Source organism: Duncaniella dubosii (assembly GCF_004803915.1).
GTDB lineage: Bacteria > Bacteroidota > Bacteroidia > Bacteroidales > Muribaculaceae > Duncaniella > Duncaniella dubosii.
Genome location: NZ_CP039396.1, coordinates 150,802 through 167,968, shown reverse-complemented (window position 1 = coordinate 167,968; position 17,167 = coordinate 150,802). Strand labels below are relative to the sequence as shown.

General features: G+C 49.8%; 17 protein-coding genes. 3 read left to right on the top strand and 14 right to left on the bottom strand.

What is annotated here, in order from left to right:
* Positions 1-651 carry a carbohydrate-binding family 9-like protein gene (locus tag E7747_RS00630; protein WP_136413425.1) on the top strand — a complete coding sequence of 217 codons (651 nt, stop codon included), beginning with the start codon at positions 1-3 and terminating at the stop codon, positions 649-651.
* 122 nt (positions 652-773) lie between these two features.
* Here the strand turns inward: E7747_RS00630 and E7747_RS00625 are convergent, their stop codons facing one another.
* The 5 genes from E7747_RS00625 to E7747_RS00605 form a co-directional block, all read right to left on the bottom strand.
* Entirely contained in the window at positions 774-905 is a 132-nt protein-coding gene (locus E7747_RS00625) for a 4Fe-4S binding protein (protein ID WP_228449216.1), read from the bottom strand.
* A gap of 54 nt (positions 906-959) precedes the next feature.
* Complete coding sequence (tnpC, locus tag E7747_RS00620) at positions 960-2,561, bottom strand: IS66 family transposase (RefSeq protein WP_136413423.1); 1,602 nt, start codon at positions 2,559-2,561, stop codon at positions 960-962.
* A gap of 78 nt (positions 2,562-2,639) precedes the next feature.
* Positions 2,640-2,996 carry an IS66 family insertion sequence element accessory protein TnpB gene (gene tnpB / locus E7747_RS00615; protein ID WP_136413421.1) on the bottom strand — a complete coding sequence of 119 codons (357 nt, stop codon included), beginning with the start codon at positions 2,994-2,996 and terminating at the stop codon, positions 2,640-2,642.
* A complete protein-coding gene (locus tag E7747_RS00610; RefSeq protein ID WP_136413419.1) occupies positions 2,983-3,399 on the bottom strand; it encodes a hypothetical protein in 417 nt (138 codons plus the stop codon). Before E7747_RS00610 ends, tnpB begins: the two co-directional genes overlap by 14 nt.
* Positions 3,400-3,450: 51 nt before the next feature.
* Positions 3,451-4,176 carry a 4Fe-4S binding protein gene (locus E7747_RS00605; protein ID WP_136413417.1) on the bottom strand — a complete coding sequence of 242 codons (726 nt, stop codon included), beginning with the start codon at positions 4,174-4,176 and terminating at the stop codon, positions 3,451-3,453.
* Positions 4,177-4,381: 205 nt separating this feature from the next.
* Between E7747_RS00605 and E7747_RS00600 the strand changes: the two genes are divergently transcribed.
* Positions 4,382-5,719, top strand: a complete 1,338-nt coding sequence (locus E7747_RS00600) for an NADP-specific glutamate dehydrogenase (RefSeq protein WP_136413416.1) — start codon at positions 4,382-4,384, stop codon at positions 5,717-5,719.
* Between the two features lie 202 nt (positions 5,720-5,921).
* On the opposite strand, the gene E7747_RS00595 is transcribed toward E7747_RS00600, so the two are convergent.
* From E7747_RS00595 to E7747_RS16430, 7 genes are all read right to left on the bottom strand, one after another.
* On the bottom strand, positions 5,922-7,316 hold the full coding sequence (locus E7747_RS00595; RefSeq protein ID WP_228449215.1) for an NfeD family protein: 1,395 nt from the start codon (positions 7,314-7,316) through the stop codon (positions 5,922-5,924).
* A 45-nt stretch (positions 7,317-7,361) separates the two neighbouring features.
* The gene (locus E7747_RS00590) at positions 7,362-8,438 is read right to left on the bottom strand and encodes a lysylphosphatidylglycerol synthase transmembrane domain-containing protein (protein WP_136413414.1); all 1,077 of its coding nucleotides are present in this window, start codon (positions 8,436-8,438) and stop codon (positions 7,362-7,364) included.
* Positions 8,416-9,603, bottom strand: coding sequence for a glycosyltransferase (locus E7747_RS00585; RefSeq protein ID WP_136413412.1), 1,188 nt, complete (start codon positions 9,601-9,603; stop codon positions 8,416-8,418). The genes E7747_RS00590 and E7747_RS00585 overlap by 23 nt, the downstream gene beginning before the upstream one ends.
* An 82-nt stretch (positions 9,604-9,685) precedes the next feature.
* Complete coding sequence (locus E7747_RS00580) at positions 9,686-10,651, bottom strand: AMP-binding protein (protein WP_168185172.1); 966 nt, start codon at positions 10,649-10,651, stop codon at positions 9,686-9,688.
* A complete protein-coding gene (locus E7747_RS00575) occupies positions 10,642-11,622 on the bottom strand; it encodes an o-succinylbenzoate synthase (RefSeq protein ID WP_136413410.1) in 981 nt (326 codons plus the stop codon). The genes E7747_RS00580 and E7747_RS00575 overlap by 10 nt, the downstream gene beginning before the upstream one ends.
* Before the next feature lie 129 nt (positions 11,623-11,751).
* Positions 11,752-12,573 (bottom strand): 1,4-dihydroxy-2-naphthoyl-CoA synthase, encoded by an 822-nt coding sequence (gene menB / locus E7747_RS00570; RefSeq protein ID WP_136413408.1) that lies wholly within the window; start codon positions 12,571-12,573, stop codon positions 11,752-11,754.
* Positions 12,574-12,651: 78 nt separating this feature from the next.
* Positions 12,652-12,825: a hypothetical protein gene (locus E7747_RS16430; RefSeq protein WP_168185171.1), complete on the bottom strand. Its 174-nt coding sequence runs from the start codon at positions 12,823-12,825 to the stop codon at positions 12,652-12,654.
* A 615-nt stretch (positions 12,826-13,440) separates the two neighbouring features.
* On the opposite strand from E7747_RS16430, the gene serB reads away from it, so the two are divergent.
* On the top strand, positions 13,441-14,670 hold the full coding sequence (gene serB / locus E7747_RS00565) for a phosphoserine phosphatase SerB (RefSeq protein ID WP_136413406.1): 1,230 nt from the start codon (positions 13,441-13,443) through the stop codon (positions 14,668-14,670).
* Between the two features lie 168 nt (positions 14,671-14,838).
* Here the strand turns inward: serB and E7747_RS00560 are convergent, their stop codons facing one another.
* Entirely contained in the window at positions 14,839-16,218 is a 1,380-nt protein-coding gene (locus E7747_RS00560; RefSeq protein ID WP_136413404.1) for a sodium-dependent transporter, read from the bottom strand.
* 186 nt (positions 16,219-16,404) lie between these two features.
* Positions 16,405-17,106, bottom strand: a complete 702-nt coding sequence (locus tag E7747_RS00555; RefSeq protein ID WP_123613186.1) for a Crp/Fnr family transcriptional regulator — start codon at positions 17,104-17,106, stop codon at positions 16,405-16,407.
* Positions 17,107-17,167: the final 61 nt, after the last annotated feature.

Genomic DNA, 17,167 nt, shown 5'->3' with positions numbered 1-17,167 from the left:
ATGCCACAGACACTAAATGTGCCTTTCATTGCAGACCTCGATTTCCTGAATACGGACGCTATTTTCAATCGTCTCGAATCGACGGGCGTGCGCCACAGCATCGGCGAACTGAACTGGAAGGAACAATATCCATATCATCCTCTGACCACATTTACAATCGCGCATTCGGCCAGATACATATATGTGAACTTTTTTGTGCGCTGCAATTATCTCCGTGCGGTGAACTATGAAAACAATTCACCTGTCTATGAGGATTCATGCGTGATGTTCTACGTGCAGCCTTTTGATTCTCAGGATTATTCTCGTTTTGAATTCAACTGTATAGGCACTGTCAAGGCTGTAAGACAGTTTGGATCAGGTGATTCCGAAATATTTACCGACGAGGAAATAGCGAGCATATCCTTGCTCCCGTCATGTGGGCGCAGACCGTTCCGCGAGATCGAGGGGCTGTTCACATGGGATATTCTTGTGGCTGTCCCGCTGAAGCTTATAGGTGCAGAATACAACGGTTGCCCGTTGAAGTTGAAAGGAAATTTTTTCAAATGTGCTTCGGGAACTTCACAGCCTCATTTTCTCAGCTGGTCGCCTGTCAAGTCAAAAAAACCTGACTTTCTGCGTCCGGAATCGTTTGGCGATATAATCCTTGAGTGAACTGAGTAAGGCGTAAGTTTATGATTGCTTATATCCTATATGGCGGTGCTACGCCCGTAAATTCATACTGTTCAGAGCGTGCCGGGAGTGGAAATTTCCGTCACGCTCTGAATCGTTTCAGATTATACTTTCATGATAGGTGATTTTCGGAGGCTGAAGTTTGCAGACAGCACCGGGGCGAATGGCGACGAGAGTGAGCGCGCACCTTCAGGACACGACTTCACGCATGCGCAGCATTTTATACATTTGTACAACCGTCCGCGACAGCAGGTATAGCTTAAAAAAATAGCCGTCCAGGTTTTGGGCGGCTATTTTTGTGAGAGTTTCCAGCGGTCGGGAAGCAGGTCGCGGTATTTTTCGATCGGGGTGTTTGGCGGCCATGCGGCACATCGGTCGATTATGTCGCAGAAGTAGTCGAAGACGTTGACTCCGCAGCGGTGGCAGGTGATCGCAAGAGAGTGGTACAGGGCGGCGGCTTCGGCTCCGGAGTGGGAGCCGATTGTAAGTCGGCGACGGGTCAGGGATATGTAGCGGTTGATTCGCTCGACTTCGTTGTTGTCGAGTCTGTAGGTGGGTGAGGCAAAGATGCGTGGTATCTCGTCCCATTGTTTGAGTGCATGTTCGGTGGCGGCGAGCAGCGGGTCGTCGGGTGGCACGCCGATGCGGTCTTTGACTGCTGTCAGTCTCATGCGGATTTTCTCGAGCATCACCTTGGAGTATCGTTGTCTCCACTCAAGGTGCTTTCCCGCCGTCCATCCGTCTTTGCCTATGCGGTGCTGATGCTCGAAGTGGTAAAGGAGTCCGAAGAGCTTTGCTATTTCCTGCGCCTTTGGATTGTCTTTCAGATCGAGAAACTTTCGCTTGATGTGCTGCAGGCATGGCAAGCGTTTTATCCCGCTCATCCCACCGATTCCGATATGCCGGTATCCCGAGTAATAGTCGCACTGGAAGGCTCCGTTGAAGCCTTTTATGTGTTGCTCGAAGACTTCGGCCGAGCGGGAGCCGTCGTCATAGAAGAAGTACACAAGCCCGGTTGTCATGCCGACGAACACCCATATGTAGCCTTTCTTGATCTTTCTTCCCGAAGGAGTTGCCACCTGCAGCCGCACTTTCTGATAGGTCTCGTCACCGCAGATATAATTGTCCGCGACTATTGCCTGACCCAGCGCCTTGTATAGATTTTCCAGATGTACCCTTACCTTACTTACGAGCTTCTGTGCGGTGCCTTTGTCAAGGTCGAAGCCGTGGGCACGGAAGTATTCGACAGCATTTTCAAGTGGCATGCAGTGGAGATAGCGTAGCTCGGCGAGTCCGGCTATGAAGGAAGATGTATACTGCGAGTTAAGCAGCGGTGTGGCGGGTGCGGAACCTTTGTATATTTTCTCGTCCTGCACGTATTTTCTGACCTTGTAGATAATTTTTTTGAAGCGCATCGGCTCCATGACGTAGCGCACGACATCGCACTCGCCGATAAACGTCGCCGCCTCGGGATTGAAGTCCGGACTGTCAGGCTCCACTATAATGGTCTCCACCTCACACTCCGGATGCGTCTTCCTTTTGGCGCCGTTGTTGGTACGTTTCTTCTCTGGCTTCTGCTGTCGAGTTTCGGATGTGGCAGGAGTCGTCACCGGTTTCTTCTGACGCTCCGACGGCGAGCCCTGCAGACGCTGCACTGCCTGACGCGCGGCTTTCTCTTTGCTCAGTTCCGCACTTTTGCCTTTCATAGCCTCCTCCATTGAGGCCATTTGCTTGCGCAGTTCATCTACAGTCGCCACAAGCTTCTCGTTGGTCGACTGCAGCTTTTCATTGGATAAAGTAAGCGAGCTGACAGAGGCCAACGCCTCGTCGAGCCGCCCTTGAAGGAACTCGATCTGACGTTGCAGAAACTCTATCAACTCGTTCTTTTTCATGGTGTAAAGTTACAAAAAATATCTGACATTTGCAACTTTCCACGCCATTTATTTATTTGATTAACAAATTATTAAGCCTTATTTTACGGCCATTCTGAAGCGATTTTCGACCATCACCTTCACAGGCGTGAGGCCCCTCATCAGCATATAGAAATCGTCCCATTGGAGCCTGCGCACGCCGTCATCGCCCTTTTTGAGCACCTCCCGGAAACGGCCTCGCGACAGTCTTTTTGTGTACATCAAAAATCCGTCGCCATCCCATTTCAACGCCTTCATGGTCTTGCGGTCCTTTGAGAAAAACACATACACATCGCCCGATGCCGGAGAATGCCCCTTCCACGACCACACCATCTGGGCCAGACCCCGGATGCCGTAGCGCATCGATACCGGCTGCCGGCATACCCAGAGCCGCATATCCGCCTCAAGACTCCACATCACTCCTGCGTGTCATGACATCCACCAGAAGCGCCAGCCCCTCCGCGCTTATCTCTCCCAGACTCACGCCTCGGCCCCAACCGAGTTCGATGTGCACGTCACGCACGACACTGGTGGCACCGACATCCCGGCTCTCATCCGCAACCTGAATACCGGGAACCTTAACCTCCCGGAATAACGGCCCGCCACCTTCCCGCGACGAATCCGGTCTCTCCGGCAGACTGCGTTGATAATCGCTTATGCTGATTTTGCGGCGCCGAAGCCACTCATAAAGCCGCTGGACGTTGACGCCGGTACCGGCACAGAAACGGTTCAATGCGATATAGCCGTCTGTCTCGCATTGATTCTTGTAACGCGTCCATGTCTCTGAATAGACATCGGACAAAGACTTGTTATAACCCATGATTCTTTTTGTCGACAAAGATACAACTCTCTTTCGGAGTTCGTCAATATGCTATCGCGGATGGTTGTACATACATTTCGAGCTGTCTATAGTGGCACAGTCGTTTGCTATGGCTTCTGTCGGGCAGACTGACAGGCAGATTCCACACGTGTTGCAGATTGCCGTGTTCACTTCAGGCACAAGTTTGCGTGGCGATTCCTTCTGACTGCGCATATAGTCGGCTACAAATGACTTGAAGTTTGCAAGAGATTCGGCCGGCGACTCTTCGTCGGTAATTTCGGTTGTGTCGATTGCCGATAGGGATTTCAGTGAGATTTTCCGGGCGATTTCCAGTCCGAATGCCTTTGCATACTCAAGATCGCTCTCGTCCGGGCGCCCCACGGCGATAGGTGTCGCGGCAGTGGAGTAGGAGTGTTCGCCGATAAAGGCGGCAGCTCCTGTCGTGACAAAGCCGAGCGTGCTTGTAAAAAACGACATATCGTTGAGTGCGTTTTCAAAAGCCCTGTTGCCATAGACGGCTACGAGTATGCACGGTGTGCCGTCGGCGGTGAGTGTTTTCATCCGCTCTTTGGCCAAAGATGCCATTTTACCGCCATAGACAGGAGCTGAGATTATGGCCAGATCGTCTTTTGAGATTGGTTCGCATGTCACGCTCTGATGTGTCGCATCGAGCGTGATTGTCCGGCAGTCAATATTCGCCATGATTCCATGTATTATTGCAGTCGCGACTTTAGCTGATGTTCCTGTCGGGGAAAAGCTGATGTTGTAAAGTTTCATAAAGGTTATTCTGAATTGATGCTGATTGGTGGTGCAAAATTACTAATAATAAAAAAATATTGCCGATTTGTGGCAAAAAATTTGAATTTTCGTGTAAAACGTATAACTTTGTAGCGAAAAGATTGATTTTGCTTTCAAATTGTTGTGGAATCAATAGGTATTAGATAATAATCATAGTAAAATTTATATTTCCAATTTCCAAGGTATGAATGCAGTAGCAGTTATCGACGAACTGAAACGTCGTTTCCCGAATGAGCCGGAGTATATTCAGGCAGTGGAAGAGGTTTTGACCTCTATTGAAGATGTCTATAATGAAAATCCTGAATTTGAACGTTATAACCTCGTCGAGCGTCTTTGTATCCCCGACCGTATTTTCGCATTCCGTGTTTCGTGGGTTGATGACAAGGGTAAGGTTCACAATAACATGGGTTACCGTGTGCAGCACAACAATGCCATCGGCCCTTACAAGGGTGGCATCCGTTTCCACTCGTCGGTAAACCTGTCTATTCTCAAGTTCCTTGCGTTTGAGCAGACATTCAAAAACTCACTCACCACGCTCGCTATGGGTGGTGCGAAGGGTGGCAGCGACTTCTCGCCCAGAGGCAAGAGCGATATGGAAGTGATGCGTTTCTGTCAGGCATTCATTCAGGAACTCTGGCGTCAGATCGGTCCTGATACCGATGTGCCTGCCGGTGACATAGGTGTCGGTGGTCGCGAGGTCGGATATATGTTCGGTGAATACAAGAAGATGGCCCGTGAATTCACAGGTACATTTACCGGCAAGGGTATTGAATTCGGTGGTTCGCTCATCCGTCCCGAAGCAACCGGCTACGGTAACGTATACTTCCTCCTTGAGATGCTCAAAACCCGTGGTCTCGATATCGAAGGCAAGCGTGTCGCGATTTCAGGTTCAGGTAATGTTGCGACCTATACCGCACAGAAGCTCCTTGATCTCGGAGCAAAGGTGGTGTCAATGAGCGACAGCGACGGATCGATCTACGTGCCAGACGGAATCTCACGTGAGCAGCTTGACTATATCTTCAAACTTAAAAATATATACCGTGGACGTATCCGTGAATTTGCTGAGGAATACAAATGTCAGTATTTCGAAGGCGAACGTCCTTGGCATCACGTTTCATGCGACATCGCTATGCCATCTGCAACACAGAATGAAATTGACGGCGATGATGCCCGCGCACTTATTGCCAACGGCTGTATCGCAGTGAGTGAAGGTGCGAACATGCCTTCGACTCCCGATGCAATCCGTGAATTCCAGAAAGCGCGCATCCTCTATGCTCCCGGCAAGGCTGCCAATGCGGGTGGTGTGTCGGTTTCCGGTCTGGAAATGGCTCAGAACTCCCAGAAGCTTTCATGGAGTGCCGAAGAGGTTGACGAAAAGCTCAAAGGCATCATGGCCGAAATCCACAAGCAGTGTGTCAAGTATGGCACAGAGCCCGACGGATATATCAACTATGTGCGTGGAGCTAACGTGGCCGGTTTCATGAAGGTTGCCCGTGCGATGATGGCTCAGGGCATCCTCTAAAGTCACTCTTTCCCAATCAGGGAAGAAACTCATCTGAAAACTCTTTTCAGCTTTAGCTGTAATTACAATAAACGCTTTGATACACAATTATTAATCCCCTGTCGGGCTGTGAAGTCCGGGCAGGGGATGCTTTTTAGACGGTTTATGGGATTGTCGTATTGAGCAGTAAGACAACAGGTGTTATCCGACACGGTTGATTGTCTCAGACTTCTTTTACGTAAATCTGGGCGTTTTCATATTTCATGACTCTTACGCGTGCGCCTGCATGGATGAAACCTTGTGTGGCGACGGCATCGAGAGTCTCGCCGTTGATTTCGACTTTGCCGGCAGGACGCATGTCGGTTACGGCTGCGCCTTCAAGACCGATGTAGCCGACCGGTGACATATCGACACCGATATAGCCGTCTTTGACCTGCTGTGTGAGCATAAGTTCAGTGTGTCGGCGCACCCATTTCGGACCATGTATTGATGTCAGATACCAGACGACGGCTACTGCAAGCGTTATTCCAGCGAGGAAGATGACCATCGAACTCCAAACGGCCTCCGCATTGAGGTGGGAGAGTGAGAAAGTGTAGTGTTCGATAAGCCCGAGGATAACAGCCGCACACATACAGGATATGCCTGTGATGCCGGTGATACCGAATCCGGGAACAACAAACATTTCAAGTACCACGAGCATCACACCGAGCACAAAAAGGAGTATTATCCATGAACTTGCGATTCCTGTGATATAGAGGGGAAGGAAATAGAGCACTGCGGCCATGATGGATGCCGCTGCCGGGAATCCGACTCCGGGCGAGTGAAGCTCCATGTAGATTCCGCCTACGATTATCATTATGAGCACGGCCTGTACCGCCGGATTGGTGAAGAAACCGATTAGGTGGTCAAGCCAGTCGGGACGATATTCCTCTATTGAATATGATTCGGGTCTATAATCGAGCTGCTTCATCAGCTCGTCGACCGATTCGGCTCTGCCGTCCGCATAGCCCCACTTGACGGCTTCGTCTGTCGTGAACGAGACGACACGTGTCGAGTCGACGAGTCCGGGGACTGTTACGCGGCTGTCGACCATCGCTTCGGCTATGAGCGGATTGCGTCTCCATTGTTCGTTGCCGGTCGAGTCGACATATTTACCGTGGTTTTCTGCCGTGGCGCGCATCATGGCGCGCATGTATGACTGATATTTGTCAGGCATCGCCATCCCGTTTGCACCGTTGACCATTGTCACAGCTCCCATAGTAGCACCCCTGCGCATATAGACAGAATCGCATGCGAGCGCTATGAGCGCGCCTGCCGAGGCGGCGTTGTTGTCGACGAAAGCCACTGTCGGTCCGGGATAGTTGAGCAGTGCGGTGCGTATGGAGTCTGCGTGCACCACCGAACCGCCGTAGGTGTTGAGGTGGACAATGAGCATGTCACTGCCAAGACGGTCGGCTTCGTTGAGAGCTTGTCGTGTGTAGCGCCAAGAGCTTGAACCAATTTCATCGTCAAGCCGTAGCATGTATATGTTGTGGAGTTTTTCAGCGTTTGCCGGAAATAACGCTCCTGAAATAGTCAGGAGCAGCAACATGATGATTGTGCGGTGGAGTGGAAACATTTGAAGGGAGATAATGAATGGTGATTATGCCTGTGTGATTTTTTATCAATGTTTGTCTTGCTCTTTGTTGCGTATGCCCTGCTGAATCCAGCCGGGCATGATACAAGCGCCGACGAGAAGATAAACGTAATAGCTTATGATACGCCAGAATAGGGCTATTACGAGAGCCATGCCCGTCGAGTGGATGAGGTCACCGTAGTATGTTGTGAAAAGCCATTCGCTTATGCCTGCGCTTCCGGGGGTAGGACTGACCATCAGACACACCCACACGATGAATTGGCGTGCGAACACCACAATCTGGCTGGCTGCCGGTGCAAAGCCGAGGAAAAGTGCGTTGACCACGAGATAGCGTGAAGACCATGAGAGGGCAGTGCCGCCGAAAGTCTCAAGCCACCAGATGAATGGCCGTGTGCGGAGTTCCTTGCCTGTAGTCTCCATATTTGTGCCGAGACTGTCGACCTGCTTGGCCCATTTGTTGAGCAGACGGAAGTGGAAGAGCCAGTTGAGGAAGCGGTGGATGGCATGCGGACGCACAATGATTCCGAGAAAAAGAATTGTGGTCCAGACGAAAATCACGGCATAGACTCCCCAGAAAACAGATTGCAGTCCGACTGTGAATCCGCCGTGTCCGAAGTCGAAAAGTTCGTGATAGGGGACTATCAGCATGATTATAGGAAGCGAGACCACGAAAAAAAGTTCGTCGAGAAACAGTGTTGTCATCATCAGCGTGGTCGCCCGTCCAAGCTCGATGCCCTCGCGGTTGAGATATATCATACCGAGGGCACTGCCTCCGACAGCCGAGGGGGTCACGCATGATGTGAACTCACACAGCATGTCGACTTTCCAAGCTTTTGTCCACGACAGCTGCCTGTCGGTGAGTGTACGGAAACGCCATGTCAGCCCGAAATCGCGGCCGAGCATGAAAAGCCATGCAAGGAGAATACATCCGATAACCCTTCCGTCGAAGTGTATCGAATGCCATACCTCAGGGTTGAACTCGCGTTTGAACAGCCACACCACTACTGCGAGTCCTATGGCTATAGGCAGGAAGATTTTCCATGCGAGGCTCAGGGCCTGTCGCCGTGGTGACTGCTGTTTCTTATTTTTTTGTTGAGTGTTCATGTCGGGCAATGATTTCGTCGTAGCGTTGGATAACTTCGTCAATTACATCTGACCACGGACGGGCCAGCGTAACGCTCGCTCCTTTTCCGGCTTTTGTTTTCAGTGATGGATTAACTGCGATATGTCGGATTGCGCGCGCGTAGTCCTCAGGGCTGCGTTGTGTCAGAAAACCGTTTTCGCCGTCTCTGACAAGTTCGGCGGCTGTAGAGCCTTCAAGCAGTATAGCCGGGGTCTCGACAGCGGCCGCCTCGCGCACCACGAGTGGTGCGTTGTCGTAGAACGATGGAAACAGGAACAGGTCGGAGGCGGCGTAGTATTGCCGGAGTTTTTCCCTATCGTTGATGACTCCGTGGAATGTCACTCTGTCTGTCAGTCCGAGTTCCTTGACGAGTGCCTTCATGTCATCGAGCGCATAGCCTGTCCCGATGAAGTTCATTCGATATTTCATCCCGTCGAGCAGAGGAAGTGTCCTGATTATGATCTCGATTCCTTTTTCGAGGATATGCTGACCGACGAATAGCAGTCCTGTTTCATCATCGGCGAGTCCGACAGCTTTGCGGGCCTTCTGTTTATAGTCGGCTATGTCGGCTATGTCCTCTGAGAAGTCGTTGCCGTTTTCAACCACAACGACTTTCCCTTTGTAGCCGTATTCTCGTATGGTTTCCTCGACAGCTGCCTGTGGAATCCATACTTCGGTTGCCGAACTGTAGAACTTGCGGAGGCGGTTCATCTGGTAGGCGACCATCGGTGCTGGTAGTGACCGTTCGAGGTCTGTGCGGTATTTTGAATGGAATGTGGCTATTAGCGGGATGTTCTGTTTGCGTGCGGCATAGGCGGCAAGCCGTCCGGACGAAAACGGGCAGTGGGCATGGACAAGACGGAACCGGGTGTTACGCATGTGTCGCCAGATGAATGGATCGAAACGCGGATAACCGTAACGGTAGGGATGACGGTTGTAGATAGGTAGAGAAAAATAGCGAAAAAGCTTCAGGTCTTCAGTCCCGGTGAATTTAGGCGCCCAAGGTGTGACGACACAAACTTCGCGTCCGCTTTGCTTAAGCCATTTGCAGTAGTTCTCGACTGTGAGTGTCACTCCGTCAAGAACAGGCGTAAAGCTGTCGTTGAACAATCCGTAGTATTTTTTTCCTTCAGAATCAGGATTCATAGATGAATAGTTGACGTGAGAATATGGCACAAATGGCTTGGTTGATGCAAATATAACGTTTTAGGACGTACTATCGGTTGAATCAACTGAAAAATTTATGCCTTATTATCTTATTGGATTGTGTCAATTTTATTTCCGGCTCGAAAATGATTGCTTTTGGGGTTTTCCGATGTCCGGCAAGCAGTTTGATCCGGTCGAGAATGTCGGAAGGCAATGAGGGTGAATCAGATACGATTACGGCCTCTTCGCCCCATTTCTCTGATGGCCGTGATGTGACATAAAAAAGTGATTCAGGCGGAAATAGCGGAGCGATGAGCTTTTCTATTTCTTCCGGGAAGATTTTTATCCCGCCGGAGTTTATCACGTTGTCATAGCGGCCGAGCCAGCGGAAGGAATGGTCGGAAGTGAGTGAGACCATGTCGTTTGTGACAAGTGTGCCGAACGATAGTGTACGGCTGCCGATGGTCAGACATCCTCTGTCGTCGAGTGAGAAGGAGAAACCGGGCAGAGCCGAGAACTGTTCTTCGCCGAGTCGGCGGAGGGCCACATGGCTGCACGTTTCGGTCATGCCGTATGTGGCATAGGCGGTCAGTCCTGCGCCGATTATATCGGTTTCAGCATTTGGCTGTAATGGAGCTCCTCCGATGATAATATTCTTTATCTGACGGCGGTAAGGAGAGGAGAGTATGGCTTCACACTGTGATGGCACTATGGGGAGCAGATCAATTTCAGTCCCGTCGGTGAGCGGCTGAAGTGCCGGTCGGCTTGACGGGTTTTCGACAATAAGGTCACAAGAAGCCTCAAGCGCCCTGACAATCTGCATTTTCCCGGCGATATAGCCGGGTGATAGAGGCAGATAGAGAGTTGATTTTGACGATAAACCGAAAAAGTCGATTGTTGCGCGTGCCGATGCCCGCATATCCGATTTCAGCAGCCTGATTTCCTTTGGTGTTCCTGTCGACCCGGAGGTATGGGCTATGACATAGGGGAGGGGATTGGTCCACTCGTTAATAAAATCTTCAGCTTGGGGTGTGAGAATCAGTGCCATTGCAGTGGTGGAATCACCCATTCATCTTCGGGCGAGTAAGAGAGACGTTCGCCATGCAGTGTCAATGGTGAAGGGATATTGTTGTCATAAAGTTGCCCTGTGCCGAGTCCCTGAGCCATTTTGCTGTCAAGGGTAGCAGTCCACTGGGCTATTGCGTTCAGTCCGATGTTTGATTCAAGAGCCGATGTGACCCACCAGCTGCAACCGCGTTCTCCGGCAAGCCTTATCCATTCCTCCGACGATTCTATGCCACCAGTGAGCGTTGGTTTCAGGACAATGAATTGCGGACGGATTTCATCGAGCATCATTTCTTTTCGTGCCTTGGTCGTTATTCCTATCAGTTCCTCGTCAAGAGCGATCGGTATTGGTGACGACTGGCAGATGCTGCGCATTTCTGTCCATTGGCCGGCTTTGATCGGCTGTTCGAGCGAGTGGATGTCAAATTCGGCAAGCCGGTTGAGTCTGTCGAGTGCATTGGCCGGAGTGAACGCGCCGTTGGCATCGAGCCTTAGCTGTATGCCGGGAGCTTCTTGGCGTATGAACCGCAGCAGGCCGACTTCATCATCGAAATTTATTCCTCCGATTTTGATTTTCACGCAGCCGAATCTCTCGGCAAGCTTCGTGGCGATGCGCTCGCGCATCAGATTGCGGTCACCCATCCACACCAGCCCGTTGATAACGATTGTTTCTTTGCCGGCAGTCCAAGGTGACGGGCAGATGATACGGTGTCCTCCGTTTGAGAGGTCGCGCACGGCGGTTTCTACAGCAAAACGTATCGACGGCCAGTCGGCAAGCAGCGACGGTCGGGCTGCATAGCGGTCGATGTTTTCACATACCTCCGCAAGTTTCTGTTCATAATCCGGGCGGTCGTCGCAGCTCAGTCCGCGAAACAAACCTGCCTCTCCGAGTCCGCAGATGTTGTCGGACTCGGAGTCGGCAAGGCGTATATAATAAGTGTCTTTCTGTCTCATCTGTTCCCGCGACGTGATTGCGGTGAACCTGAAATCGAGACGATATTTACACCATGTTGCTTTCAATGAAGTATGGAATGATGGAAAAACATTGGATTATGAGGAGAGTGGATTATGGCTGAGCGTGGTTTATCCCGGGAATTTGGGGAATTGTTCGAAATTCGGGTCACGTTTTTCGAGGAATGCGTTTTTACCCTCCTGAGCCTCGGCCATGAGATAGTACATAAGGGTTGCATCGCCTGCAAATTCCATCATACCCCGCTGTCCGTCGAGTTCGGCATTCAGAGCGCGCTTGATCATTCTGATGGCCATAGGTGAACGGCTAAGTATTGTCTCACACCATTCTACGGTCTCGTCTTCAAGACGGTCAAGGGGGACAACTTTGTTGATCATGCCCATGCGTTCGGCCTCTTCGGCTGTATACTGACGGCAGAGAAACCAGATTTCGCGTGCCTTTTTCTGACCGACGCAACGCGCGAGATAGCTCGAACCGAATCCTGCATCAAAACTGCCGACCTTCGGGCCTGTCTGTCCAAAACGGGCGTTGTCGGATGCTATCGAGAGGTCGCAGACCACGTTGAGCACGTTTCCGCCCCCGATTGCGTAGCCGTTGACCATTGCTATGACAGGCTTTGGGATCGAGCGGATGGCTTTGTGGAGGTCAAGCACATTGAGGCGGGGCACTCCCTGCTCGTCGATATAGCCTCCGATTCCCTTTACGTTCTGGTCGCCGCCTGAGCAGAACGCCTTGTCGCCAGCCCCGGTAAGAATGATGACACCTATGTCGGAAGCGTTGCGGCAATAGGCCATTGCATCAAGCATTTCCTTGTTGGTCTGTGGACGGAATGCGTTGTAGACGCGCGGACGGTTGATTGTGATTTTGGCTATTCGGCCATATTGTTCGAAAAGTATGTCCTCATACTTTTTGATTGGTTTCCATTCTCTTTTCATCGTGGAATAATGATTTTAGGATTGTTTTCTGTCCACAAAATTAATGAAAAATCAGAGAAGCACAATCCGAATCACGAATCATTTAAACGGATTTTGTCTGCCGAAAAGTTTTCCCTCTTTAACCTCGCGCCGGAAAATCAGATAGAATCTCACACAAGCTATGCAAATAATCACGGATGAAAGCAGAGACCACCATTCGACAGAGCCATCGGCAAATCTGATCGCCCGGTCGATGATTACAACTGATGACATGATTGATAATGCCAGCCAGATATTTCTTTTTACACGGTTACTTAGCATATTTATTAGGAATTAAGGATGATGTCATGTTATATAGCATTAGACGCTGATTCGGCAGATAAGTTTCAGCGTATCTAAAAAAATCGCTTGAATAATTGCAGACAGGATAGTATGATAAGCAGGGCTTCGGGAATTAATGTCAATATGTTTTAGAGGTTGTTTAATAACAAATGTGAAGCCAGAGTGGATGTATTTTTGAGCTAATCTGTTCATAATCTGATGGAGCCATGCTGTAGCATGGTGACTGAAGATTAGGAACAGAGGAGCCAAAAAGACATCCATGCAGGCGATAGTAACTTATATTAATATTGTTATATATTAAATTTGCGTTATTGAAGTTGAAAAAATGCTTGTTCGCATCCATTCTCTTGGACGTCTTTCGTGATGAATTTCAGTCACAATGCTACAGCATTGTTCCTTCAATTCATCACAAAATCCATCTCAAGAGAATGGACTCCGGCTTTCACATTTGTTTTTAAACAACCTCTTATTGTGGTTTACGGATAAATATTTTAACTTTGTCTTGGAAAATAAGAAATCAAAATAGTATAAATAGTTCTTTTTGTCATGGAAAAAGCGCAGCTCGAACTTATCCTGATCAATATATCCGGTCAGGATCATCCCGGTGTCACTTCTGCTTTGTCTGAGATTCTTGCGAAATACAATGCCGGAATACTTGACATCGGTCAGGCCGACATCCATCACACTCTATCGCTCGGAATACTTATCCGCACTGATTCGTCAGTGTCGGGTAATATAATGAAGGAGCTGTTGTTTAAGGCCACGGAACTTAATGTGACCATTCGTTTTTCTCCTGTCAGCATCGGTGAATATGAGCAGTGGGTCGGGATGCAGGGTAAAGACCGCTGGATAATCACGATTCTCGGCCGTCGTCTGACCGCGCGTCAGATAGCACACGTGACCGCTGAAATATCTTCGCAGGGTATGAATATCGATTCGATCCAGCGATTGACCGGCCGCATGCCTCTCGACATGGAGGAACAGCCGCTGTCAAAGTCATGTGTGGAGTTTTCGGTGCGAGGCATGCCGCGCGACGCTTCTGCCATGCAGGAACGGTTCATGCAGCTTTCGCAGGAGGAGGATTTCGACATCTCCATGCAGGAGGACACTCTCTATCGCCGCTGTCGCCGTCTGATCTGTTTCGATATGGATTCGACGCTTATCGAAACGGAGGTAATCGACGAGCTTGCCGTAAGGGCCGGAGTCGGCGATGAGGTAAAGGCTATCACCGAACGTGCGATGCGTGGTGAGATTGATTTCAACGAAAGTTTCAAAGAGCGTGTGGCGCTTCTCAAAGGACTTGACGAGAGTGTGATGAAGGAGATTGCCGAAAGTCTTCCAATAACCGAAGGTCTCGACCGCATGATGCAGGTGCTGAAACGTGTAGGCTATAAGACTGCGATTCTCTCGGGCGGATTCACCTATTTCGGAAATTACCTGAAACAGAAATACGGCTTTGACTACGTTTATGCCAATGAACTTGAAATAGTCGACGGGAAACTGACAGGACGCTATCTCGGTGAGATTGTCGACGGACGGCGCAAGGCGGAATTGCTGCGCCTTATCGCACAGGTTGAAAATGTCAATATCGCCCAGACAATAGCAGTGGGCGACGGTGCGAATGACCTTCCGATGCTTTCTACAGCCGGACTTGGCATAGCTTTCCATGCCAAACCTAAAGTGAAGGCTACTGCCGAGCAGTCAATCTCGACAATCGGTCTTGACGGAGTGCTATACTTTCTCGGATTCAAGGACTCGTTCATATCAGAGAAATAGGCTGACATCTTCGCCGCCACCGGTATATCATTATAGATGTAGTTGACAGAATGCTGCAATATACAGCCACGGCCTCATTCCGACAAGTGAATGAGGCCGTGGCTGTATATTCTTAGTTGTTGCTATCTATGTTGATGGCGACATGTATTCGCTTCCAACGGCTTTAGCTCAGATAAACTGCCCGATAAGCACCAGAGCGATTAGTGCGGGTGCGACCCATTTTACAATGAAGGCTATGAGCCAGAACGCATGAGAGGTCAATGTGCCGTTGTTGGTCAGCTCGTTGCGGAAGAACGACCGTGGCGCTACCCAACCCATGTAGATGCAGAGCAGAATTCCGCCTACTGGAAGCATGATATTTGTGGCCATCGTGTCAAGAAAATCGAAGATTGTCATGCCCATTATTTTGAAATCGCTCCACGGACCGACTGACAGCGAACAGATTGAACTTAGAAGGAAAAGAGGTGTCACAACGGTAACTACCGCACGCTTGCGCGACATGCGGAAGTGACATTCCATGAATGCTACAGACACTTCGGCAAGCGAGATTGTAGAGGTAAAAGCGGCCACCGAAAGAAGCAGGAAGAACAGAGTCGACCAGAACAGCGTGCCACCCATCTGTGCGAAAATTTCAGGAAGAGTGATGAAGACGAGCGCCGACCCTGCAAGGTTGTGGTCGGCGAGACCGAATGTCATCACGGCAGGAAAGATTATGAGTCCCATCAGGATGGCTGTGCCTAAGTCGAGAAGAGAGACAGTGACGGCGGTACGGGTCAGTTTGGTGTCGGCCGGATAGTAGCTTGAATATGTGACGAGAATGCCCATTGCGAGGCTGAGCGAGAAGAATGCCTGACCGAGTGCGTTGACAACTGTTTTCGGTGTCATAGCCGAAAAGTCAGGCTTGAGGAAGAATGCTATCCCGTCGGCTGCTTTAGGTAGAGTGAGAGATACGATGCAGAACACGAGCAGGAGCACGAACAGCAGAGGCATCATTATGTTTGACATTTTTTCAATCCCTTTCTGTACGCCTTTAAGCAGGACGACAAGGTTGGCTGCAATCATTATGAATGTCATCACCAGCGGTCGGTAGGTACCGGTGACATACGATGCCATTTTCTGACTGAAAAGAGCTTCCCCGCCGGCGACAGTCGCTATGCTGGCCTCAGGTGTCGGCGCGTAGAGATTGCCTGTGAGCGACTGGATCATATATTCAAGCGTCCATCCTGAGACTACCATGTAGAACGAAAGTATGAGATAGGATGCGAGGATTGCGAGCGCTCCGACAAGCCACCAGCCTTTTTTGTCAGGAGTGACATTGCGGAATGCCCCTGTCGCATCGGAATTGCCTCCGCGTCCGAGCGAAAATTCAGCTGTCATCACCGGTATGCCGAGGATGAATACACAGGCAATGTAGAGTAGTAAAAAGACCGCGCCTCCGTTGGCTTGGGTTTCAGCCGGGAAGCGCCATATGTTGCCGAGTCCGACAGCCGAACCGACTGTCGCGGCAATCAATCCTATCTTGGATCCGAATTTTACTTTTTGTGACATGTATTAAAATCCATTACATTATGTACGTCAGTTGAAAGAGAGATGCGACTGTCAGGCCAAAATGTGAACAAACTTGAAATAGTGTTTGTTCGGGTGATGCAAGAATTGATGATAAATAAAAAATTCGGCAGATTATATAGTGTAAGATATAATTATACCGAATGTGAGTGTCGCAGGTCTGTATGTTTATCCGAATTTTGAAATTTTGCGCAGCAGCGGTTCGTTGAGGATTTTTATTTTTCGTCCGTCGACGACGATGATTTTTTCACTGCCGAAGTTTGATAGTGTGCGTATGGCGTTTGAAGTGGTCATGTTGGAGAGATTTGCGAGGTCTTCGCGTGCCATGTAGATTTTGAGCGTCATGTTGTCGTCTTCCTCATAACCATAGTTGTCGCGAAGTACGAGCAGAGCCTCTGCGAGACGGGCACGGATATGTTTCTGGGTAAGATTGACGATTTTTGTATCGGAATTTCCGAGGTTGTGAGAAAGCTCATGGATGAAGAACATGGCGAGACGGTTATTTTTTGTAATCATCTCGTCGACCAGAGTCATCGGTATGGTTCCGAGTACGGATTCTTCAAGAGTCGCGGCACTCGACACGTAGCGTTCGCCTGCAAAATGTGCGCGGTAACCGAAATATTGTCCCGGATTGATAAGGCGGAGAATCTGCACACGGCCACCGACTCCGTCTTTGAATTTCTTTACCTTGCCTTCAATCAGAGCCCATAGGAATTCAGGCTCGTCGCCTTCGGCATAGACAATCTTGTTTTTCTTGTATTTATGGATTGTGAAATTATCAATAATCTGGCGCTTTTCCTCGTTGGAGAGGAGCGCCCAGATTTCCGTGAGTTCTTCGGTAAGGATTTTGTCAATTGTACTTTTAATCATGACCTGTGCCGTGCAACTATGTTATATAGCATGCAAATTTACCAACTAAAATTGACAAGAA